Consider the following 23752-nt stretch of genomic DNA (forward strand, 5'->3'; position numbering starts at 1 on the left):
CAAACATCATTGATGGCTGTCATATTTATAATTGACAACAAGACTTAAACTTGCCGTTTAAACACGCCGCAAAAAACTTCATTTTTTGTTTTGTGAATTTTCATTATAAAATTATGATGACGATCTATCAGCACTTTACATTTGACGCCGCACATCGTTTGCCCAATGTACCTGAAGGACATAAGTGCAGTAATTTGCACGGGCACACTTATCACCTCACCATATATGCTTCCGGCGAAATATTAGAAAAGGAAGGCTGGATAATTGATTTTTCAGATTTGAAAACAATTATGGCACCGATAATCCAGATACTTGACCATCATTTTTTAAATGACATTGAAGGGTTGGAAAACCCAACTGCTGAACATCTGGCGAAATGGATTTGGAAAAAAACGAAACCACTATTACCGGCGCTAAACAAAATTGAGTTAAAAGAAACTCCGGCAACAGGCGTTATTTATAATGGAGACTAAATTGGCACTCCTCACTGTTTTAATAACCGGCTTCACCTGGCGCATATAAGCGCCAGGTAAAGCCAGCTGTTCAAATTACACATCTGCTGTTAACACATCTGCAAAAATGCGATAAGAGCGCATTCTTGCCTCATGATCGTAAATATGTGAGGTGATCATCAGTTCATCAACCTGTGTATAGTCTACGAAGTTTTTAAGATCATTTTTTATTGTTTGCGGACTGCCGATGAACGAGTAGTGCAGCATTTGCTCTACCGCTTCCTGTTCGTAAAAATTCCAAATATCATCCATGCTGTCAACAGGTGGCGGCAACAAAGTGCGTTTGCCCGTTACCACACCTATAAAAAGCTGTTTAACTGAAGTAGCAAGTCGTTCAGCCTCCTCATCGGTATCCGCTGCTACACCGTTTACGCAAGCCAAAACATATGGCGATTGCAATTGTGCCGATGGTTTGAAGTTTTCACGGTATAGCTTGATCGCCTCTAAAAAATATGCCGGGGCGAAGTGACTGGCGAAGGCATAAGGCAATCCTTTCTCTGCCGCCAAACGCGCGCTATCTAAACTTGAGCCTAATATCCATATCGGAATATCCAGCCCTTCGCCGGGATTTGCCCTTACTTTACCATCCCAGTTATCGGCCGAAAAAAGTGTTTGTAAACGTGCTACATCCTTCGGAAAATTATTGGCGGCATGCATATTCTCTCCGCGGATAGCGTACGCGGTAACCTGGTCGGTACCAGGAGCACGGCCTAAACCAAGGTCGATACGATCTGGATATAAAGTGGCCAATGTGCCAAACTGTTCGGCAACCACCAGTGGCGCGTGGTTGGGCAGCATAACACCGCCCGAACCTACACGGATAGTTTTTGTACCGCCTGCTATATAACCTATTAACACCGGCGGGGCCGAACTGGCCACGCTTGGCATGTTGTGGTGCTCGGCAAACCAATAACGGGTATAACCCAATTGTTCTGCCTGTTGCGCTACCGCCATGCTGTTTCTGAAAGTATCGGCCGGTGTTTTACCCTGCACCACGGTGGCGAGGTCGAGCACGGAATACACTATATCATTTAATTGCTTTGAAGCCATTTTGTATACTATTAATTATTCCATCACTAATTCACCCAAAGCAGCTTTGGTAAAGCCTTTCAATTCAGAGGTACGACCATCGCGGATCTTTTGTACCCAATGCGGATCGGCCAGTAAGGGGCGGCCTACGCCTACCAAATCAAAATCACCACGATCCTTACGACGCATCAGTTCATCTAAAGAACTCGGCTGTGAGCTTTCACCACCGAATGCCGCCAAAAATTCGCCTGTTAAACCAACTGAACCTACAGTGATAGTAGCTTTACCTGTCAGTTTTTTAGCCCAGCCTGCAAAATTAAGATCAGAGTCTTCAAATTCTGGCTCCCAGAAACGGCGTTGCGAACAGTGAAAAACATCCACCCCGGCGTCTGCCAGCGGGTTCAGCCAGGCTTCCATTTCCTGAGGCGTTTTCGCCAGTTGGTTGGTATAGTCGGCAGGTTTCCATTGCGATAAACGGATGATAACCGCAAAGTCTTCCCCTACCTGTTTACGTACTTCTTTTATCACTTCTATACCAAAACGGCTACGTTCGGCCAGCGTTTTACCACCATAAACATCGGTGCGCTCATTAGTACCTTCCCAAAAAAACTGGTCAATAAGGTAGCCATGCGCGCCATGCAGTTCAACGCAATCAAAACCCAGGCGTTTAGCATCAGCGGCAGCGCGGCCATAAGCGGCTATCGCATCTGCTATATCGGCATCGGTCATGGTATTGCCGTTGTTATTTCCGGGCCTGTTTAAACCCGACGGGCCTTCAAAAGGCTGCCCGGGTAGCCAGCCTGAATGGTGGTTGTCCATTATACCCATATGCCATATTTGCGGCCCCATGCTGCCACCAGCACTGTGCACACCATTAATTACCTTTTGCCAGCCGGCCAATGCCTGCTCACCGTAAAAGTGCGGAATGTTAGCATCGTTTGATGAAGAAACACGTTCAATCACCGTACCTTCAGAAAGGATTAAACCAACTTCGCCCTCGGCGCGTTTTTGATAATAAGCCGCTACCTGATCGGTAGGTATTCCGTTTGGTGAGAACGAGCGCGTCATGGGCGCCATTACAATACGGTTTTTAATATTTAACGATTTTAAGCGGAATGGCTCAAATAAACTGTTTGTACTCATAAAAATATCTTTAATTAAATGTCAGATTGAATCAGCTGACTTAAAGCGGCAAATGCTTCCTCGTTTCTTTGGTAATACGTCCACTGGCCTTTACGGGTAGATTTTACAAGCCCCGCGCGTTGCAGTATGGTCAAATACTCGGATACGGTGGATTGGGTTAAGCCCACCTTTTGCTGGATTGCCCCTACACATACGCCATCATCAAAACCATAGGCCAACTGTCCCGGAAAATTCAGTTCCGGTTCTTTAAGCCAGTTCAGTATTTGCAAACGTGTTTTGTTAGAAAGCGCTTTAAATATCTCTACCTGATCCATAGTGCAAACATATATCGACTTTTCCCGATATACCAATAAAAGAATTTTATATGACTCAATGATGATCTTGTGGTCAGGAAAGAAACCTTAGACAAGTTTAAATGTACCTATTAAAAAAGATGTGTTTTTATATAATGAGAATCAGCAATACACTTTCACTGATACATTAATAAGACATCCCATATAAGTCACTCATTTAAAACCAACTAAATAATATATAAATACCAGGGAGTTAAATTTATTGATTAGTTTCTATTATGCGAAACAGATCAGGTTTATAAGTGTTTCTTGTGCGTTCTACAAAGCCCAACAAGGTAAGGAAATTTAGATATTTATATACAGTGGCTATTGAAAAAACGTTTCCACGCTTATGAAGTTTTGCCCAAAGATCATCAGCGCTAATATGATCATTGAAAGCTTTAAGTTCTTTATACACTTTTACTACCCTTTCGGCAATAAAGCTATGTTTGCTTTGTGCTTTAATTAACCCTTCTTTTAACAGGCCTGTTAAAATTTCATTCTTCATATCTCTGCTACCTGTTTTTGAAACCGGGTTTTTCATGTTGCTTTATATAAAGATGTCCATTGATAATCAATACAATAAGCTGCACATATTAATATGTATATATACAGTTTACAATTGTCTAAATACGATATGGCATAAACCCAATTATTTTTGTGGGCGATATTCGTTTTGAATTCTGTAGGAATTTTGGAGTTTTTGTAAAACTTTACGTTTTTCTACAGAATTAATCCAGAATTGGGGAATACAATTGATAGCATGTCAACATCTTCATCTTTTAACCGGGTATATCGCAAAGTAATCACCTGTATTTTATTCATGATGCTGGCTCTTGGCGTTTCGGCACAGCATATTTCTTATGCCGATAGTACCGTTAATGCAAAGTTGTTAAAAGATACCCTGGCGCGTCATAATAGTGTTTTAGGATACATCCCTCCGGCGGTTTTCATCACTTACGGCTTGTTATCATTCCCGGTAAAAGCTATACGGCAAATTGATTATAATGTGTATAACGATATGCAGGCAGATCATCCCGGCTTTAAAACCAAAGCTGATAATTACCTGCAATATGCCACTATAGTTGCCGTTTACGGTTTTAACGCGGCAGGTGTAAAAGGCAAGCATCGCTTTGTTGACCGTACAGCGTTATTGGTGTTATCTGAAGTTATTTTTGGCGGAACAACCTTTATAGGTAAACGGGTTACTAACCGAACAAGGCCAAGTAACGGTGATAACTATTCGTTCCCGTCGGGGCATACAGGTAACGCATTTTTAGCTGCCGAATTTATGTTTCAAGAATATGGAGACGTTTCGCCCTGGTATGGTATTGCAGGTTACTCTGTAGCGGCAACAACCGGTATATTAAGGGTATATAACAATGCCCATTGGTTTAGTGATGTAGTTGCAGGGGCAGGGGGTGGTATTTTGTCAGCGAAAGTGGCTTACCTCATATATCCATATATCAGGCCGTTATTTAGTAGTGGTAAGGATGATAAAAATAGTATGATTATCATTCCAACCTATCAAAATTCCACCTTTGGTTTAACCTTGGTAAAGAACCTGTAGAAAGTGCGTTAAAATTTTATTCTTCAAATCTTTTTTACTCCCTGTTGCAGCACCTGCATGTTTCATATATGTTTAGCATGAAATTGGACTCTATTATAATACAACGGGTTACGTTTTTTGAGATGAATATGTTATTTCATAGTCCCTCAAATACTTGCCATTAATTAGATAGATAAATACCCACCAGATATGTAACGGGTATTTATCCACCTTAAGACCTGCAAATGAGAGATCAACATTTATTTTTCACGCTCATAGACCATTTTACCGGGAGTTGTACTAATGTTTAAATTGTAAGGTAATATAATACCCGCGTGGATCTGATGGCAATATACCCGGCCCCGGATATCCATCGGCACGGCGGGTAAAGTATCGTTTATCAGCAAGGTTATTAATACTGCCGGATAGTGTAAACCATTTCCACTTGTAACTTGCACTGAGGTCCATCACCTGGTAGGCTGGCACTACGCCATCAATAGCCCTATCTGAAAACTCGGCATTGGTAGCATCTGAGTACTGTTTACCAACATGCGAAAATTGATACGCAATATCAAAACGCTTATTACCGAACGAAATACCTGTGCGGAACAGAACAGGCGGCACAAACTCTACCAAATTATCTTTTCTTACCGACGGATCTAAACTGTTTATGTACTTGGCATCAATCAACGCGAAGTTGGTATACACAGTCAACTTATATTTGCTGTTTCCATTGGTAACGGCATTCAAAAGGTCGGCTTCTACTAAACTCTCAAAACCTATATTACGGCTATCCCCTATATTTTTACGGAGGCGATAGTTTTCGAGATTATCAGCGCTTTTGGTGTTTACCGAACCTATGCGTTTATTATATTTCAGATAAAACAAGCTTAGATCATACCTCATCCATGAATTTACCGATCCTCTTATACCACCATCAATAGTATATCCCCGCTCATCAGTCAGCGCAGAATCTACACGGGCATTAGGATTAATAACACGTATATCGTTGAAATTTACGCTGCGGTAGTTTTGCGAAATATTGGCATATAGCTCAATGCCCTGAACAGGCTTGTATGATGTACCTATACCAAAAAATATAAATGAGCGGTTGTTCGATTTCTTTTCAAAGTTTTGGATGTAATAAAAATCATCATAAGGGCTTGATTTTGTAGCATAATATCCGTCTGACCGTGTTGAAATAAACTCGAACCTTGCTCCGGGTGTAATACTCCATTTTTCATTCATCTGGAAAATATTTTCGGTAAAAACAGCCACATTTGTTCCCGGAAACTTGTAGCCCGAGCCACTTGGAAAGCTTCCGGTATATTTAAAGCTTGGCCCGCTGCCATCGTCTGCGTTGCCTTGGTTTCGTAAGGTTAAACCCTTATAAACCCTAACACCGGCTAAAAATGTACTGCGCTGATCATTAGTTAGCTTATATTGATGCAGTAAACGAATCTCCGAACCATAATTTTTAAACGTATCGTCAAGCAGGTCGCGGGTGCCTCCCGGGTCGGGCCTGTTGATATAACTCAAAATGCCCAATGCCTGCCTGCCACCATAAAGGTGATAGCTGCGCCAGTTAATTTTAGTATTATCATTAAACTGATAATCAAATGAAATACTTGCCAAATTCCAGTTTACCCTGAACCAGTTGCGGGCACGGTTAGATTGACCCGGATCGGTTTTAAATTCGTCATCAGTTAACCCGCCGGGTAAATGCGCCAGGTAATGCATAAAATTATATTCGCCGGTTACTTTAAATTTGGGAGTAAACTGATAATCAAGATGCAGGTAAGCCCCATGCTGATCAAAATGACTATTAGGACGCCAGCCATCACCTCTTTTATATTGATAGTAGGCGTAATAGTTTAACTTTTTAACGGTTCCGCCAATACTATTAAAGGTGTTGAAAAAGCCAAATGAGCCCCCCGTTTGCCTGCTGGTAATTTCCATTGGCTTATCAGAAGGTCCCTTTTTTAACTGAAAATTTATTAAGCCGCCAAATTGCGTACCGTATTGCAAACTGGCCGCCCCGCGTACAATTTCTATCCTTTCCAATGCTTCGGCGGGGGGGGTGTAATAACTTTCGGGATAACCCAATGCATCGGCACTTATGTCATACCCGTTTTGGCGGGTATTAAAGTTTGATACCCTGCTGGGGTTAAGCCCGCGGCCGCCTATACCCAATTGCAGCCCTCCCCCATCATATTCTATAATATTAATGCCTGCAACGCGGCTGTATATCTGGCGGGTATTATTTGTGGCCAGGTTGGCATTCAGGCTGGCAACATTTACCACTTCGGTTTTTTTGCCGGCATAAATAGCCGTGCCTTCTACCTGCCTTAAATTACCCGATGCCATGCGCTGGCTGCTATCCTGTACGTTTACTGCGTTTAATTGGCGTCCTTCAGCCTCCTCAAGTGTAACATTAACTACAACATTGTTGTTAACTGTAATTTTTTGACTGTAGTTTTTGGCTCCTATAAACCTTACAGATAATTCGTAATTACCTGCGGCAACTTCATTAAATTCAAAGCTGCCGTTTGAGTTACACGCTGTTTTTAAATTAGTTGGCGTTAAGCTTACTGTAGCACCTGCAGCATCCTGCTTTGATAACTGTACACGCCCGCTTACTACATATTTTTGTGCGTATACGTTAAAAAAACAGGCATTCATCAGTACAAACAATACTATTTTGCCAAAGATGTTATTTTTCATTTTTATTGGGTGGTAGTATCCAGGTGTAATGCTGCCAGCTAAGGTGCTGCCCGGATAAATCAATAGTGGAATTAATAAATGGTTGAGAACGTTTACCGTTCAATGTTACATAGCAATCTGCATAAACAGCCGGATTTTTCAGACCGCGTTTTTGGTATACCGATGCCAGATAATGCGCATAGCGTAATATAAGATCGGGTTGAGTGCTCATCATTTTATCCTGCAAAGGAGTGAGAAACTCGTTGTTATTAACTTCAAATACTTTACCGGTTGATGGCTCTTTAACGTAGAAGAAGGTATTGCCCGATTTTTCCATCAGCATTACTCTCCACGAAAAGCGATAGCCTTCTTCATACCAAAACAATTTGCCCGGATAAGCAAGGAAACGTAGTGGGGCAATAAGCTGAACAAAAAAATAAACGGCTAATACCGGTGTTAAAATTTTAATTAATAGTGCAGGATACTGATATGTATTGTGAATGTATAGCACAACGCTTTTACGGCCACCGATACTATTAAGTAATTTTTGCTGAAATGATGAACTGAAGAAAATAAAGCTGCAAATGATCATTACATAAGGAAACATACCTATACCCGGAAAAAACAATGCGGTAGCCAAATGAAAGCCGATCACGAACAGGTAAGCTATGGCGCGTGTTTTACGTGTAATAAGGAAAAAAGCGATAAACAGATCATAAACAGCCCCAAACCAACTGAACAAATAAGCCACCCAACTTGTATACATCAGGCCGCCTATTACAGGTAAATGACTTTTGGCAGGCAACCATATTTTCATGGGCAGGGCATGTAAAAGCCAATCGGGCGTTAGCTTTGCAAGGCCGGCAAAAAAATAAACAATGCCAATTTGTAAACGAATAATACCTATGGTCCATAGCGGTACGCTATTTCGTTTTAAATGCGGCCATAACTTTACGTCAATAGCAAAATACCTGTTTGCGGGCAGCCATATCAATAAAAAACTTACCAGGCTTATAAAGTAATAGTGGTTAAGATAATTAGTGGCATCAATAAGCTCAATGTAAGTAAACGACAAAAAAAAGATCATGGCTGCTGCACGGTATAAAAAGCCCGCTGCTATAAATATGGCAGCTATACCTGTTGCCAAAAATAGCAGGTGCATGCCGGTATTGCCAAGCGGGTGTACCCATTCAAAGCCCCAGTAATTAAAATAAAAACGCGGTTTTACATACAAATCGGTTATCCAGCCATTTAGCCAAAAACGCAATATACCTGCAAACATCATCACCCCGAAAAGCATCCTAAAAACTACCAAAGGCGCTATATCCACGGGTTTTTGAAGGCGATTAAATAAAGAGTATACCGACATCTTAAAAATTCAATTAGTCGCCATCAGTATCTTGATAGGTAATGCGTACGCCAGTTGCCGAAGCTACGTCTGTTTTGATCAGGGTAAGCAATATTTGTATTTCGCGGTAGGCCGCCTCAATTTCTGTTTTATTATTTACCAGCGCAGTTGATAGCGGATCGGGAATAGCGTTTAGCTTGCCAATAGCAATATCAAACTGCTTAAGCACGTCATCACTTAACGATTTTTTGTTTAAAGCCACCAGATAATCTGACATTCCCTTGCCGCTGTTATTACCCGTAAACATTTTTTTAAGAGTGGTAAGGTTCTCTACTGCCAATGCAACAGAAATGCCTACATGGTATCCTTCAGTTTTATCAGGATATTGCACACCGCCCGATTGTTTTCCGTATGGCCAGCCGATACGCGGCCCCTTCATTTGATCCATTTCGTAGGCAAACTGATTAATCAGAAAAGCGATTGGGCTGCCGGCATCCGAACGCGTGTTTTTTACAAAGTCGGCCCTGTAGGTATCTTTCCAGGTGTTAAGTACATTTGCAGTTAGGCTCTTCATACGGGAAATTAAATCCTGTACATATTTTTTCCTGTTAGCAGCAGTGCCGCCTGTAAACTTTGTTAACGCGTCTGGCGCAAATAAAACATAATCAAGCGACGGAAAGCCCTGCTGATTGATTGTAGAGTTTAACGTAAGATCGTAAGTGCCACGCGTGATATTACCATCAATAACAGCGTTATCAGCCGGAAAGGTATTCAGAAAACTATTCAGCAATACACGCTCGGCCGGCCCAAACTGATCTACCGATACCTGTTCGTATTGAAGATAAGCGGTTTTAAATGTTGCTTTTAACACAAGTTGGTTTGCTGATGTAGGCGTGGTTAAAAAATTATTTGTAGATGTTTCCAGCAAGGCTATCTGCTGTTGCAAACCAGTATATGCCGGAATGATCAAATTATCAGCATAATTAGTAAGCATCGCTCCTTTGTCAAAGCCATCAGCCTGCGGGCTATTGTCTGTTGCCGATTTTTTTGAGCACGCGATAATAAAAAGTGTAAGTGCCAAAACCGCGATAGATATACCGGTTTTAATACGGATAGTTTTCATATTATTTAACTTAATACATTTAACAATGAAAGCTCCTGGCGCAAAAAGTGCCAGGAGCTTTATTAAAATAATAATACAGTTTAGTTTAAGCCGTAAACTGTTTTTAGTAAAGTTTGTGCCTCAACCAATTTGGTAAAGCCTGCTTCGTTAACTAAAGTATAGAAGTTTGTGTTGATGGTTGCAGTTAGTTTCTGAAAATCAGCAGCTGATAATTTACTGCTTGCCGGGCGATATTTGAAGCAAGAAATAAAACCATAAGCTTCTGATAATGCATGGAACTGGGTTGGCAAATCGCCTACGCTTACAGCATTAGTAGGAATGGTTACATACGCTAACGCAGCAGCAGCAACCAATTGCTCCCATTTATTTTGAATGATAGTGATTTGCTCTTTTACAACGGCATAATCTTTAGCGCCAATTGCCGCGCGGCCTTTTAAGAAAGCATTAAAAATTACTTTTCCGGCTTCGATACCTTTACCACGTTCGGCCAGGTAACCACCCCATAATAACGGACGGATAGCATCTGTATTAGCATAAGTTCTTTCCGGATCATAATCTACAGGTACGCTAAGATAACCGAAAGCCTCATCCCAATGGCGTTGCATAGCTGTTGTACCATTAGTAACAGTAGTGTTGTTATCGTTAGGTACAGCTGCAAGTATATTTAACGCTTCTTTGAAAAACAAGGCTCCCATCATGCCTTTAGCTACAGCCTGGTTATACTCCAAGCCTGTTGCGCTTACTAACCTTTTTGCAGTACCTTTTATAACATAACCTGCAGTACCATTAGTAGCCTCTACTGTGTTTTTAGTACTATTGGCAGCTTGCTGGGTAAAATAACCAGTGAAGGTTGTTGCATCAGCAGTTTTATCGGCAAGTTTAACCCCTGAAGTATTTAAAGTAGCATCAGTTGTGAACGGGTTGTTAGTATTATTGAAATAATCGTTCGCTTTTTCGGTAGTGATGGTAGTAGTTAATGCTGAACCTAAGTAGCTGTTTAACTCCAATGCCATTTTTACCCTTTGGGTTGATGATGCGTAATTTGCATCAGCAAAGTTATAGGTGGTTGGAACAGTGTAAGGGGCAATGGTTTCGATATCATTTGAGTCGTCCTTGCTGCACGATGTCATTACTAAAGCCGAAGCCAAAACACACAATGGTAGTTTAAAGTAGTTTTTCATTTTCATACGTTTTTTGATCGTTCTATTTTTAATAAGTCTAAATAAATCGCTTATTTGCTGCAAATATGAAATGACATTCTTAAGAAAATCTTTAGAATGAGATAATATTTTCACTTTTCAAAAAATATATTTAGCATGAAGGTTTTATTTGTAGAAGACGAGCCGGTTTTAATGGAAGAGATGGTTAACTATTTTTCGTCATTCGGGCATTTATGCGAATCAGCTGCAAATTATTCTCTCGCTTCAGATAAAATAGAAACATATGACTATGATATTGTGGTAGTTGACCTCAATTTGCCCGATGGATCGGGCATGCGCCTCATCCCCCCTATCACCAATAAAACTTCTGAAACAGGCATTATTATACTTACCGCAAATGATTCGTTACAGGGCAAACTGGAAGGTTTGAACCTTGGTGCCGATGATTACCTGACAAAACCCTTTTACGTAGAAGAATTAAACGCAAGAATAAACGCAATTTACCGGCGGAAGCTGCTGAAAGGTGTCGAAAACCTTAAGTTTGATGATTTTGTTATTGACTCGCAACTAAAAACCCTGTTTTATAAATCGAGTGAGGTTGCCCTTACTAAAAAAGAATATCAACTGCTGGTATATTTTGTTGTTAATAAAAATAGGGTAGTTAGCAAATCTTCCATAGCTGAACATATTTGGGGCGATCATATTGATGAATCAGACAATTTTGATGCCGTATATGTGCACCTTACCAACTTACGAAAAAAATTAAATAAAGCCGCCGGTAAAGATTACATCAAAACAGCCTATGGTGTGGGTTACCATTTTGTTACTTTGTAAAGTGATAATAAGAAGTACTTTATGTTCAATCAGTTATAAATACTCACAGCCTCTTTAAATATCACTTGCAGCAGCACTTTTATACCCCTTGTTGCTAAAACCAACAATAGTATCAACCCATATCACAGGTTCTTCCATGCTTACTTTTTTCATCTTCTCTGCAATCACAAAGCTACCTTAATGCTTTTTGTTCATCAGTAATCGTATTTATAAAATTAAAATAACTTACCAAGGTTAGTTCGTTTCTATATTGGCCAGTTTTGATCTTTTCTCGGCCATTGTAAATTTAATATTTCAAGCTGCCCGGATAATACGAAGGTCATTTATATACAACAGCCTTGTTATCAACTTTTATATTTTTCAGTAAGCTTTCTCTACAGAAATTTCTAAACATAGCAGATATTTTATACGTACAAATCATCACCTCTTATGAGAAGCTTTTTAACTTTCATTTTTTTATCTGCATTGCTGGTTTGTTGTGCGCCGGGTAAAAAAGATACGCCCAATATTGCTGTGGCTGATAGTATACGTATAAGGTATTATGACGATAAGAGTGCTTTCTTTCAGCCCGCTTCCCCCGACTCAGCGATTCATTACGCCAGGCTTGGATTACAACTGGCAACTAAGTTAAAAAATCTACGAGGTGAAGCCTTACTGGTGCAACGATTTGCCGCTATCAATGAACAATATGGCAATTACGAACTAGCCTTAAAATATCAGCGCATTGCTAAAAATGTTTATTCAAAACTGGCTGACAAAGCCAACATAGAACAAACGAGCCTTATATTATCGGTATTAGAAAGCAGAACAGGCAAGATTAACGAAGGGCAAAAACTGGCCGGCAGCATTTTGCATGCTTCAGAGATCCGTCGTGATACGAACATGATCATTATGGCACTTACTAAGCTTGGCCTCATAGCTGAAATCCGGAAGAAAAACGTCAAGGCGCTATATTTTTACGAACGGGCTGAAGCATTACATGGTCAACGCGATGCCGGCGACGACTACATAGACCTGCTTACGCGCATCGGGCGTTTACATGCTGATTCCGGCCATCATAAAAAGGCACAGCATTTTTTTAACAAAGGTATTACTCGCAGTGATAATACCCGGCACCGTAAAAAGCATCTTATTCTCTTACACCATACTGCAAGGTCGCTTGATTCGGCGGGCAATCACAATCTTGCACTGGAGATGCATCAACAAGCACTTCTTAAGGCACGAAAATATAGTTTACGGGAAGAAGAGGCATTGGCATTAATAGGTATAGCGGGTTCGTTAAAAGAGAGGGATGCGAACCGTAGTATACAGCATTTGCGGAACGCGTTACAAATAGCGCATGAAACAGGGCAGAAACACCTGGCCGCCGAGATTTATAAAAGTTTAGCAGAAGTATACCATCAGCAATCGCGTTACACTGAAGCAATAGAAGCGTTGCAAGCACATCACCGGCTACTTGATAGCCTGATGGATGTAAACAAAGCACGTAAGTTGGCTGTGTTGCGCAGCAGTTACGAACTGGCCGAAACAAAACTTAATAACGAAACATTGCTTTTGTCAAACAAGCAAAAAACCTACCAGCGTAATCTTGGCATTGTTGCAGCAGCCTCTACCCTTGTAATATTAGCTTTGCTCGGGCTTTACTCTTACCGCGTAAGCCGTTTAGTAGCTAAGCTGGATAGATCAAACAAAATAAAAGACCGTCTTTTTTCAATTATCGGGCATGACCTGCGTAATCCTATCGGCGGTATCACTCAACTGCTGGCATTGATGGAAGACGATAATTTGGATGCAGAGCACCGGCAACTAATATCAGAAATGAGAAAACAGGGAGATATCACGCTTGAAATTCTCAATGCCCTGCTCAACTGGGGCGAAGCTCAATTAAAAGGTATTCATATAAAACCTGAAACTTTTTACGCTGCCAAAAGTACCGTTACCAATATAGAAGCACTTCAACGCCAGGCTGCAGATAAATCGGTTAGTATAATCAATCAAATTCCTGATAACCTGAAACTCCATGCCGACCAAAATCATTTTGAGTTTATAGTTCGTAACCTGCTCTCAAATGCTATAAAATTCAGTTACAAAGGTGAAAAAGTGCTTATCGGTACACAACAAATGCAGAAAGGCAACCATGTAACATTTTATGTACAAGATAAAGGGAAAGGGATTAGCAAGGCACAGCAACAGCTTTTTAGTTCATCTGATATGAACATAGCCTACGGTACTGCCGGAGAAAAAGGAACAGGTATAGGCCTTACACTTTGTAAGGAATTTGTAAAAGCCAACAATGGCACTATTTGGCTGGAAAGCACTGAGGGCAAGGGAGCTACTTTCTATTTCACTTTCCCGGTTGCGTAACATTATCAGTATAAATTATTATACGGCAACCATTGTTTAAACAAAGAGCCACTTAGCACAAATGCTAAGTGGCTCTTTAGTATTATTAATTCTTATTTAATAATATGATTATAATATTTTCAGCATCCACCTAAATAATATTATTGTGCTGTGAATTTAAAGCTGTGTATGATCACCTCAAACGGCTGATCGTTAGATGGCGCAAGGCCTTTAAACAGCCACAGATTGATGAGCACCGGCATAGCGATACTACTAATGGATACCTGCGGACTTTTAAACTCTTTGCTTATAAAGAGGTTATCGCGGGGCTCATTATCTAAATGCCCGTAAAGTGTTTTAAAGGTTACGCTATTGGCGGTTCTTATAAAACGATGGGTAGTGTAAGTGCCGTTTGGCGATGTAAACTCGCTAGTGTAACTGGTATGCTTTGGCGGATCGCCGGCTTTCGGGTAAACGGTATAATTCAGGTTAGGATATTCGCTGTTACCCCAGCGGGCAAACTCAATATCTATCTCATCGCGCGCGTCGGTACCCGAATAATCAAACAAGCCTAATACGATGTTTTTATCAAGCTTATCAATATCGGCATCAATTTGCCATTGGTAAGTGCCCATACCAAAGCTTTCGGTACTGGCTACTTCGGCACACTCCCAATTACCGGTATTGGCATTTTTGCTCACCTTTAGGTGCAGCCACCCACTGGCATCAATCCATACATTACTGCCACTCCAAAAATTAGGACCGGGGCCTGTAGCTTCCGCCGGTTCTTTTACATTCCAGGTGTAACCGCTCCATTTAATGGTTTTAACCTGCGCATTTACATGGCTGCACCATATCGACAGCACGAAAACAAAAAAAGCTATCTTTTTCATACTACTTACAAGTTTAAATAGCTGTTATTGCTGCTTGGTATAAATAGTCCGCATCAACGAATTTGCATCTGTTGCATCATAATCGCCGGCCCATAAGTAAGCGCCTTTAAAGCCGGTCGCCTTAATATAGGTCGCTTTTTTCTCCACCAAAGGAACCCCATTATAATATACGCCGCCGGCGCCTGATTTATCGGTAAATTCTTTACCGGCAGCAGTCGGGTCGACAGCTAAAATATCCTTGTAGGTCATGTAATCATAAGAACCCCAGCTTTCATTATTGCCATTGCTGTTTAAGGCATTGTAACGTAAACCAAAGGCAGGTATACCAATAACTAATTTATTAGCCGGTAAATGAAAGTTCGTCCAGACGGCGGCACCGCTCACCATAAAATCATAGCTTGACGACTGACCGACAGGAGCATCCGGGCCAATGTGGATATTATCTTCAAAAGCATGCACATTTATCCAGCTAAATGCAGAAAGATCACCAGGATAACTCCAGTGCATATAGTTAACTGTAGCGGTAAGTGTTAAAATTGAGTTTGCAGGCAGGGCAGCTTTAAGTTCGTTTGCAAACGGAACTATTGCCGCTATGTTAGCATCGGCATTGCCCGAGTTGATGTCGGTCATCATGATATCCACGCCATCCATATGTTTGGCGGCTACATAAGCTTTAATTAAACCCACTAATTTGGTGCGTTTGGCAGCATCGCGTATAGCGGTGCCAAAATCATTGGTTTCGTATATGGCCCAGCCATCGATGCCTGATAACCTGCCGCTTATACCCATAATAACAGGTACGCCTGCAATATGTGCCCGCGCTACAATCTCCCTTGCTTTTTGGCCAACTTCTCCAGGTGATGTATCCAGGTCACCTTCGGGCGATACCAAACCAATTTTGTAGGCAACATGGGTTACGTTAGCGAAATTGATATTAGCGGCGCTGCCATCCTGCGTTAAATAGGTCATGCTGATTTGCGTGTATGGCTTAAATGTATAGGTAGATGGATTAACGAGTACCTTGGTACTCCTTACACTTGAATCGCCATTGTAGGCTACCTTCAGTTTAATAGTATACTCGCCGCCGCTGGTGGGTGCAAAACTGAATTTTTTCTCTTTTGAAACCTCAACATTGTTCACCATCCAGCTGATGGTAGCTTTATCTGCCGGAGTTATTTCAATACCCGTGAACTTGGCGGTATCGCCTTCATCAATGATCTGCGCACCCGAAAACTCCCTCAATATATCAAATATGCGCGGATGCAGCGGGTTGGCGGCTTCCTGCTCTTTGGCTATATCTTTCTTACATGCGGCAGCAAATACTACCAGCACCAGCAGGAACGATAATTTTTTATAGATCTTTTCCATTTTTTATGATTTAAAATTCTGTAACCTATTCGCTTTATTTTTTAGCTGCTTTTACTTCAGCATCAATAGTGTTGATTAAAGAGTACGTGCCGGTATCATCCTGCAATAACTGCCATACCATAATACCGCCTGCTTTTTGCAGTGCCAGTTTGGTTTTACTTTTAATGGTAGCTATGCCGTTATAATAAACGGTACCGCCTGCATCATCCTTCACTTCGTCTTTATTTTCTGAACCGGGATATTTTTTGATGATATCTGAAAAGCTCATGTCCTGGGGTACGCCGCTGCCAAAACCGTAGCCATAAAACGGAACGCCAAGGCTCAGTTTATCTTTGGCTATGCCGCGCGTGCCGCTCCAATAATTCAGATCATCTACCGCCATTTGATATGGTGAATGCTGACCAGGATCCTGCGGCCGCCATGGCCCCGTTTTATCGTACGACATGATATTGATAAAGTCATATTGCGCCAGTGCCTTATCAGTATACTGCGAGGCATAAGCGGTAGCTATAGCGGTAGTAAGCAGCTTTTTTTGCGGTTGCAATATGGCTTTCAATTCCACAACAAAAGCTTCGTAATTAGCATCTACAAAACTGCCTTCTAAATCAACGTCAATACCATCCAGATTATACTGTGCCGTTAAGCCCGCAAGGTTACTCTCCAATTTGGTACGGCTGGTTTTATCGGCCAGCAAAGTTGTATAATAAGCCGGCGGATTGCCGCCGCCTATTGATGCCAGTACCTTCACGTTTTTGGTATGCGCCGCAACAACCAGTTCCTTTAGCCCAGCCAGTGTAGTAAAATCGCCGTTCACGTCGGGGTTGATGAATGCGATGTTAAGATGCGTTATTTTACCGAAGTCGAACTTGATAGCGCTTCCATCCTCAACATTAAACTCGCGCAAATACCCCACCACCCTGAATTGTGCAGCGGCAACAGGTTTTTTACCATCGTCTGTTTTTATTTCAGATTTGGCGGTCTTTTTACAGCTGCACATCAACACCGCCATTAGTATGGCGCAATAAATATTCCTTCTCATTATCGTCAATATCATCAGTTACAATTTATCCCACCAAACCCTTGCAGTCCAATCGTCGAGGCCGCCGGTGAGTTTTGCTATGGCTTTATTAATATTAGTGGCGTTCTGCTCCGTTTCGGTAAGCGGATATTCAAACCTGCGCGGTGTAGTAGTCACGGTTGATTCGGCATTGGCCGCTGATTCCAACACCGGGAATCCTGTACGGCGCCAGTTAGCATAAGCCTCGGGGCCATTTAGCAACAGGGCAACCCACAGCTGTGTATCTATAGCACGCACCTCATTACCGGGAGGCAGCGGGTTATCAGTTTTAAAGTTTTGTATTTGTGTATCACTAATTACCGGGCCGCCTTTAAACAGCGCCAGTTGTTTCATTGCCGCGCTTACACCGTTTTCAAAGTGGGTTTTCGCGTTAACCCCCAGGCTTAAACCCCAGCGTTGTGTAGCTTCTGCCAGTAAAAGTTCAGTTTCGGCATAAGTAATATGAAAGTAGGGAGCATCATTAGTGATCATCCAGTTGGCAAGCTGTACTTTCTGGCCGTTGTTTGGCACCTGTACTACACGACCATTACCCAGATCAACCTCGATAGCGCCCAAAAAGTCATCGTAATTATACTTACCCGGCCCAACTCCAATGATTCCCATCTTAGCCTTTACCTGGTCGGTAACGTCCAGTCGTTCCGATGGTTTATCGGGGTTAACCCAGTAATTGCGTGCTATGTACTGCAAGCGTGGATCGTTGCTATCGGTCATTGTTTTTATGAAAGTGCTGCAAATACGCGGGCGACCTTCATCAGGGTATTGGTTAATGGCCACCGATACACCATTACCGCGAATATCGGCATAGCTGTTTTGTACATCGGCATGGTTGGTTATGCAATTATCGGCAGCATCGGTAAATACACCGGCTGCATACGCGGCCTGCACTTCGGTTTTAGCCTTATCCGGATCAACCTTGCTCAACCTCATGGCTAAACGCAGGTGTAGCGAGTTGGCAAACTTTTTCCAGGCTGCTACATTGCCTTTGTAAAATATATCGGCGGCTACGTTATCTTTTGAAGCATCCAGCTGTGCCGAAGCCTCGGTTAGTTCTTTAAAGAAATCGTTATAAATATCCTGTTGGCTATCAAACTCGGGGCGTATAATGCCCGATATATATGCCTGGCCTGCTTGTTTGTAAGGAATGTCGCCATACAGATCGGTGATCCTTGCAAAAATATATACCTTCATAATGCGGCACATGGCATTAAGGTTGGTTTTAAGCGGATCTTTTGCCGAGCGTTCAACCGCGTCAACAATGTTCAATACATCGTTAGGGTAACCAAGCTCCCACATTTCCGACATGTATTGCCTGTTCTTTACATATTCAAATCCGTAACGCGTGTAGTAAGCACCGCCAATTTGCTGCACCAGCGGCATGGTCATGATGATGCTGGTACGTTCGTTTATCGTTAACTCGCCCGAGAAACGCAGCTGCGTAAGTACCAGCTGATTTACCGGATCAAGATTACTTGATTTGGTTGGATCGGTATTGGTATCGCCAAAATCTTCAAACTTTTTACAAGAAACCAGCAATGTGGTAACTGCTAAAAGTATGATGATTATTTTGTTTATATATCTTTTCATATCTATACAATTATCAATGTCAGTATCTTAAAATTTCACATTCAGGTTAAATCCCCAGCTTTTTCTTGATGGTAATGAGCCATATTCAAGGCCTTGCCCGTTACCGTTGTTATAGTTGGAGTCGGGGTCAACATTGGGTACATTTTTGTGTATGATGAAAGGGTTACGGCTTACCAAAGCCACTGCCATGTTTTTAATTCCCCATTTTGATGAAATAGCGGTTGGGATATTATAGCTTAAGGTTATCTCACGCATTTTGATATAGCTTGCATCATATATGAATGGTGTAGCTACGCCATTGCCATCGCTGTAGTAATTAGCCCAGTAAATGGATGGATCAACCGCGCGGGTATTTGCAGCGTAAATAGGCTTGCCTGATGCATCGGTACCGGTTTGTACCACACCCTGCGGCACATAACCCCTTACATTGCCCGATGCCCGCCATTGCTCAATGGTTTGACCTGCATTTTGGCGTGCCTCTTCAGATGCTATCCACTCGGCCCTACCCGGTAAAGTTACCTCGCTTGAGCCTCGTATTACGTTGAACAGGTTAGTCATTGAAAATAAGCTTGCTCCGTGTTTAACATCTACAATAAAGCTTAAACCGAAGTTTTTGTAGTATACCGAACTGCTTAAACCGCCTGTCCAGCTCCAGGTTCCTTTGCCTAATACCTCGCGGTCAACAGTTTGCAGGGGTGCAAGTGTAACCGGATCGAGTACCGCATTGCCTTGTTCGTCCTTTTGACCGCCATAGCCCAAAATAGCGCCGTAGGCAGTGTTTGGTCTTGCTACTACTGATGTACCTAACCAGCGTGCATCAGACAAGGTTAAATAGGGTACGCCATCAGCAAGTGATTGTACCGTGTTGATATTGCGGGCAAAGTTTACGCTGAAATCCCAGGTCAGATCTTTGGTTACAACTGGTTTGGTGTTTAACATTACTTCCACACCTTTATTGCCAACCACGCCCGCGTTAATTAATTGCTGCGGGAAACCCGACGACAATGGCACATTAACCACGTTGATCTGATCTCTTGATTTCGAAGTGTAATAAGTAACATCCAAACCTATCCTGTCGTTAAAAAACTTAAGATCGGTACCTACCTCAAAAGAGCGTGTGCGAGTAGGTTTCAGATCGTTACCCGGAGGTTTAATGGTTGTACCGATGCCTCCCAAAGCCTGCCCGTTAAAGTTTTGCGGATTAAGCGCGTACACTAAATTAAGCATGTAAGGATCGGTACTGCTGGCAACTTCGGCACCTGATACCCGTATTTTACCAAAAGATAATATTGTTTTAGGGATTTTGAAGGCATCGCTGAATACAAAACTTGCCGATGCTGATGGATAGGTATAAGCATTTTTGCCCATCGGTAAAGTTGATACCGCATCACGACGAACTGTCGCGTCTAAGTACAAATAACTTTTATATGCCGCTGTAATTAAGCCGTATACTGATCTTGTCTGCATTTCTCTTGGTGAAATCTGGGTTATTGTTTTATCAGCAAAGCTGTTTGAACTAACTACATCGGTAGCAACCATATCAATGTATGAGCCACTGTAACCGGGTGCCTGGCTGCGCGATAAACTCACACCAAGCCTGGCCGATAGGTTTAATGTAGCTGATACCTGCTTTTGAGCGGTCAGCAACATATCGCCTTCAGTGGTTTGAACTTTTTGGTTGGTAGTTTCCAGTCGGCCGGTTAATGAGCCCGGGGTAGATATAGGGCTGAATTTTTCATAATCAAAGTAAGTAAAGTCGGTAGATGCCCGGCCTTGCAGGTTTAACCAGCTGGTGAAAACATAATTGGCCTGCAAACCGCCTATCATGCGGTTCTTTTTGGTGCGGTTGTTCATTTCGTTGATCACCCAGTATGGATCAAGCCGGTACTGACCGCCGCCCCATTCTACATAATTACCTTCCACATCCTTATAGCCGGTTTTAAAGTAAGCCTGGTCAACGTTGTTGGCTAAACCGATGAAGTTGTTACCAATATTGCCCGGATCATCGGCAAGCGAGGGGCGGTTGGTTACATTTTCGTTCATGTACATTACACGCGCCTCAACTGTAAGGTTTTTGCCGAACTTTGAACTTCCGTTAAAGTTGAATGTATTACGGCGCATGTTACTGCCGGGTACAATGTCGTTATTGCGCAAATCGGATATGGATAAACGGAAGTTTCCTTTCTCGCCCGAGTTAGCTAACGATACCGTATTGGTAAACGTTGACCCTGTGCGGAAGAAATCCTGGATATTGTTCTTCACCAGCGCGTAAGGGCGATACACACCATCAAAACCTATTACCTGTAAGCTTGGATCGAGCCGAGGGCCAAAGTTATTGAACAAGGTGTTTTTTGCCTGCGCGGCATCAATTACCAATTGCTCTGAACTGCCTTGCCCATAAATAAACTGGTTGCCATCTAAGCTGGTCAACTGTTTCTCGAATGATGAGGTACTGTTATATTCAATCCCCAGTTCTTTACGGTTACCGCCTTTTTTGGTAGTGATCAATATAACACCATTACCTGCACGGCTACCATACAGTGCCGATGCCGATGGGCCTTTCAAAACACTGATCTTATCTACGTCATCAGGGTTAATGGCGGATATCGCGTCGCCAAAATCAAGGCCGCCCGAATATTTGCCGCCGCCAACCTGGCCATAGTTTGAATTGTCAATAGGTACACCATCTACCACATACAGCGGCTGGTTATTACCGGTAATAGTTGTATTACCACGAATAATTACCCTCGATGAACCTGCCGGGCCGCCTGCCGTACTGTTGATCACCAAACCGGCAACCTTACCGGCAAGAGAGTTCATTACGTTGGTTTCACGGGCTTTCTTCAGGTCGTTACCGTCTACTTCGCTAAAGGCATAACCCAGGGCGCGCTGTTCACGTTTGATACCGAGGGCCGTAACTACCACCGTTTTCAGTTCGGTACTGCTGAGTTTCAGGTTAATGGTTACATACTTTATATCATCACTTGCTATTACTGATGATGGCTCAAAACCAACCATCCTGAAAGTGATGATATCACCCGTGCTTACCTCAATAGCGAATTCGCCGGAATTGTTGGTAACAACCGATTTTTCGCTTTTAGTATTTACCACGGTTACACCCGGCAAGGCAAGTTTATCAGCGTCTAAAACCTTACCCTTTAATGTAAAAATGGCAGTGCCCGCGTTGGTTTTCAACGCCTGTATCATTACCATCTCGCCCGATATTTTGTACTTCACATTAATTTGTTTAGCCAAAGCATCAATAACATCGTTCAATTGCTTGTCGGTTATTTTGAGATTGATGCGGCGTTTAAAATCAACATCGGCCGGGTTGTACGAGAAACGCACTTTGGTGGCATCCTCAATTTGCTTAAACACTTTTTCTACAGGCTGATTTTGCCAGTTAAAAGAGTAAAGCGGGTTTGGTGACGATTGGGCATATCCACTGGTATAAATGATCAGGAATACCGCACCAAGCATCCTCAATAACGTTTTCGGAAAAAAACGTGAAAGGGGTAGTTTTTTTAGCATAGTTTAAAAGATTAGGTGGTTAAATATGAGTATGGTTATTTTTAGAATACGATTTTAATACGGTCGTCTTTTTGCCTGTAAGTAAAGTTGTTTACAAAGCCAATAGCATCCAGCACCTCGGTAAGGCTCTTGTTATCAAACTGACCGGTAAACTTTATTTTGCTGGTATCTTTACTATTGGCGGCTACCTGTACGCCGTATATGTCGGCTATTTTGGCTGCTATTTCGGCAAAGTTCGCATTCGAAAATATGAGCCTGCCATCAATCCAGTTTTGTAATTTGGTGGTATTAAAGTTGGATTTGATGAAGCCGCTTGCCCCATCGGCCAATGTAACCTGCTGCCCCGGAACCAATATCTGGTCGTTGATATTTGAATGTGGGCGGGTTGACTCAACTTTAACCTTGCCGGTAACCAGCATCACACTGGCGGTTTTTAACGTGGAGTAACTGCTCACCTTAAAAGAGGTACCCAGGGCGGTAGTAGCGGTTTTTGAGGTAAGCACAACAAAAGGCCTGTCCTTATCTTTATGTACCTCGAAGAAAGCCTCGCCTGTTAATACCACATGCCTGCTGTTATTATTATAATCATTGGCCATTTTTAAGGTACTCGCGCCATTTAAAATTACAATGGTACCATCGGGCAGGGCAACCTTTTTACGTCCGTTGAAATTGGTACGCGCTACTATATGATAACTGGCATCTGTAACCCGGCTGTATAACACAGCACCCGATACCGGAGATGTGTATTTATATATGCTGTAAACCATAGCGAACACAAGCAGCGCTGCGGCAACGGCTATACGCGCAAACCATAACCTGCGTACTTTGCCTTTTGTTATGTTGGTTGATTGCAGTTGTTCGCGCTCAATCGCTTTTTTCAGGTTGTTAAGCGCCTGTTGCTTTTCTGCTTTGCTAACCTTAATACCAAGCAGCAGGCATAGTTCGCGTGCTTCGGTAATTTGCTTTTTTAATAAGGGCTGGGTGAGTATAACATTTTCCCAATGTTTTTTATCGTCATCATTTGTATCGTAGCAATAGTTTACAAAGCTCTCATTCGTCAAAAAATCTTCAATATTGAAATTGGTATAGTCCATTTAATTGGTATTTATACACAAGTGCAATAGAATATTCTTTTTTACCAAGTCTTTTTAAAATATTTACAAAGAATTTGTTAATTTCATCAATAAATTACTCCAAACCCCAAACATTACAAATAACCGCA

The 23752-nt window shown here is 42.1% G+C and carries 18 protein-coding genes; 4 read left to right on the forward strand and 14 right to left on the reverse strand.

The annotated features are described in order from the left end of the window. The first annotated feature begins 113 nt into the window (after positions 1-113). Positions 114-473: a 6-carboxytetrahydropterin synthase QueD gene (gene queD / locus ABD894_RS03725; RefSeq protein WP_425562920.1), complete on the forward strand. Its 360-nt coding sequence runs from the start codon at positions 114-116 to the stop codon at positions 471-473. Positions 474-548: 75 nt separating this feature from the next. Here queD and ABD894_RS03730 read toward each other — a convergent pair whose 3' ends face one another. The 4 genes from ABD894_RS03730 to ABD894_RS03745 form a co-directional block, all read right to left on the reverse strand. Next, complete coding sequence (locus ABD894_RS03730; protein WP_345209647.1) at positions 549-1562, reverse strand: LLM class flavin-dependent oxidoreductase; 1014 nt, start codon at positions 1560-1562, stop codon at positions 549-551. Between the two features lie 15 nt (positions 1563-1577). After that, positions 1578-2684 (reverse strand): NADH:flavin oxidoreductase, encoded by a 1107-nt coding sequence (locus ABD894_RS03735; protein ID WP_345209648.1) that lies wholly within the window; start codon positions 2682-2684, stop codon positions 1578-1580. A 14-nt stretch (positions 2685-2698) separates the two neighbouring features. After that, complete coding sequence (locus tag ABD894_RS03740) at positions 2699-2998, reverse strand: ArsR/SmtB family transcription factor (protein ID WP_345209649.1); 300 nt, start codon at positions 2996-2998, stop codon at positions 2699-2701. A 238-nt stretch (positions 2999-3236) separates the two neighbouring features. Then, entirely contained in the window at positions 3237-3560 is a 324-nt protein-coding gene (locus tag ABD894_RS03745) for a transcriptional repressor (protein ID WP_345209650.1), read from the reverse strand. A gap of 219 nt (positions 3561-3779) precedes the next feature. On the opposite strand from ABD894_RS03745, the gene ABD894_RS03750 reads away from it, so the two are divergent. Further along, on the forward strand, positions 3780-4586 hold the full coding sequence (locus tag ABD894_RS03750; protein ID WP_345209651.1) for a phosphatase PAP2 family protein: 807 nt from the start codon (positions 3780-3782) through the stop codon (positions 4584-4586). A gap of 279 nt (positions 4587-4865) precedes the next feature. On the opposite strand, the gene ABD894_RS03755 is transcribed toward ABD894_RS03750, so the two are convergent. The 4 genes from ABD894_RS03755 to ABD894_RS03770 form a co-directional block, all read right to left on the reverse strand. After that, positions 4866-7289 (reverse strand): TonB-dependent receptor domain-containing protein, encoded by a 2424-nt coding sequence (locus tag ABD894_RS03755; RefSeq protein ID WP_345209652.1) that lies wholly within the window; start codon positions 7287-7289, stop codon positions 4866-4868. Further along, on the reverse strand, positions 7279-8637 hold the full coding sequence (locus tag ABD894_RS03760; protein ID WP_345209653.1) for an HTTM domain-containing protein: 1359 nt from the start codon (positions 8635-8637) through the stop codon (positions 7279-7281). The genes ABD894_RS03755 and ABD894_RS03760 overlap by 11 nt, the downstream gene beginning before the upstream one ends. Positions 8638-8650: 13 nt before the next feature. Continuing rightward, entirely contained in the window at positions 8651-9739 is a 1089-nt protein-coding gene (locus ABD894_RS03765; RefSeq protein WP_345209654.1) for an imelysin family protein, read from the reverse strand. An 80-nt stretch (positions 9740-9819) separates the two neighbouring features. Further along, a complete protein-coding gene (locus ABD894_RS03770) occupies positions 9820-10920 on the reverse strand; it encodes a DUF4856 domain-containing protein (protein WP_345209655.1) in 1101 nt (366 codons plus the stop codon). Between the two features lie 135 nt (positions 10921-11055). Between ABD894_RS03770 and ABD894_RS03775 the strand changes: the two genes are divergently transcribed. After that, a complete protein-coding gene (locus ABD894_RS03775; protein WP_345209656.1) occupies positions 11056-11733 on the forward strand; it encodes a response regulator transcription factor in 678 nt (225 codons plus the stop codon). A 429-nt stretch (positions 11734-12162) separates the two neighbouring features. Then, positions 12163-14097, forward strand: a complete 1935-nt coding sequence (locus ABD894_RS03780) for a sensor histidine kinase (protein WP_345209657.1) — start codon at positions 12163-12165, stop codon at positions 14095-14097. 140 nt (positions 14098-14237) lie between these two features. Here ABD894_RS03780 and ABD894_RS03785 read toward each other — a convergent pair whose 3' ends face one another. From ABD894_RS03785 to ABD894_RS03810, 6 genes are read right to left on the reverse strand one after another with little or no spacing between them, the layout of a single operon-like run. Then, on the reverse strand, positions 14238-14969 hold the full coding sequence (locus ABD894_RS03785; protein WP_345209658.1) for a glycoside hydrolase family 16 protein: 732 nt from the start codon (positions 14967-14969) through the stop codon (positions 14238-14240). Between the two features lie 24 nt (positions 14970-14993). After that, positions 14994-16337: a glycosyl hydrolase family 18 protein gene (locus ABD894_RS03790; RefSeq protein WP_345209659.1), complete on the reverse strand. Its 1344-nt coding sequence runs from the start codon at positions 16335-16337 to the stop codon at positions 14994-14996. A gap of 34 nt (positions 16338-16371) precedes the next feature. Further along, entirely contained in the window at positions 16372-17376 is a 1005-nt protein-coding gene (locus ABD894_RS03795; RefSeq protein WP_345209660.1) for a glycosyl hydrolase family 18 protein, read from the reverse strand. Positions 17377-17394: 18 nt separating this feature from the next. After that, positions 17395-18999, reverse strand: a complete 1605-nt coding sequence (locus ABD894_RS03800; RefSeq protein ID WP_345209661.1) for a SusD/RagB family nutrient-binding outer membrane lipoprotein — start codon at positions 18997-18999, stop codon at positions 17395-17397. A gap of 27 nt (positions 19000-19026) precedes the next feature. Continuing rightward, positions 19027-22530 carry a SusC/RagA family TonB-linked outer membrane protein gene (locus tag ABD894_RS03805; RefSeq protein ID WP_345209662.1) on the reverse strand — a complete coding sequence of 1168 codons (3504 nt, stop codon included), beginning with the start codon at positions 22528-22530 and terminating at the stop codon, positions 19027-19029. Positions 22531-22571: 41 nt separating this feature from the next. Continuing rightward, complete coding sequence (locus ABD894_RS03810) at positions 22572-23624, reverse strand: FecR family protein (RefSeq protein WP_345209663.1); 1053 nt, start codon at positions 23622-23624, stop codon at positions 22572-22574. Between the last annotated feature and the right edge of the window lie 128 nt (positions 23625-23752).

This window comes from Mucilaginibacter gynuensis, assembly GCF_039541195.1.
GTDB classification, from domain to species: Bacteria; Bacteroidota; Bacteroidia; order Sphingobacteriales; family Sphingobacteriaceae; genus Mucilaginibacter; species Mucilaginibacter gynuensis.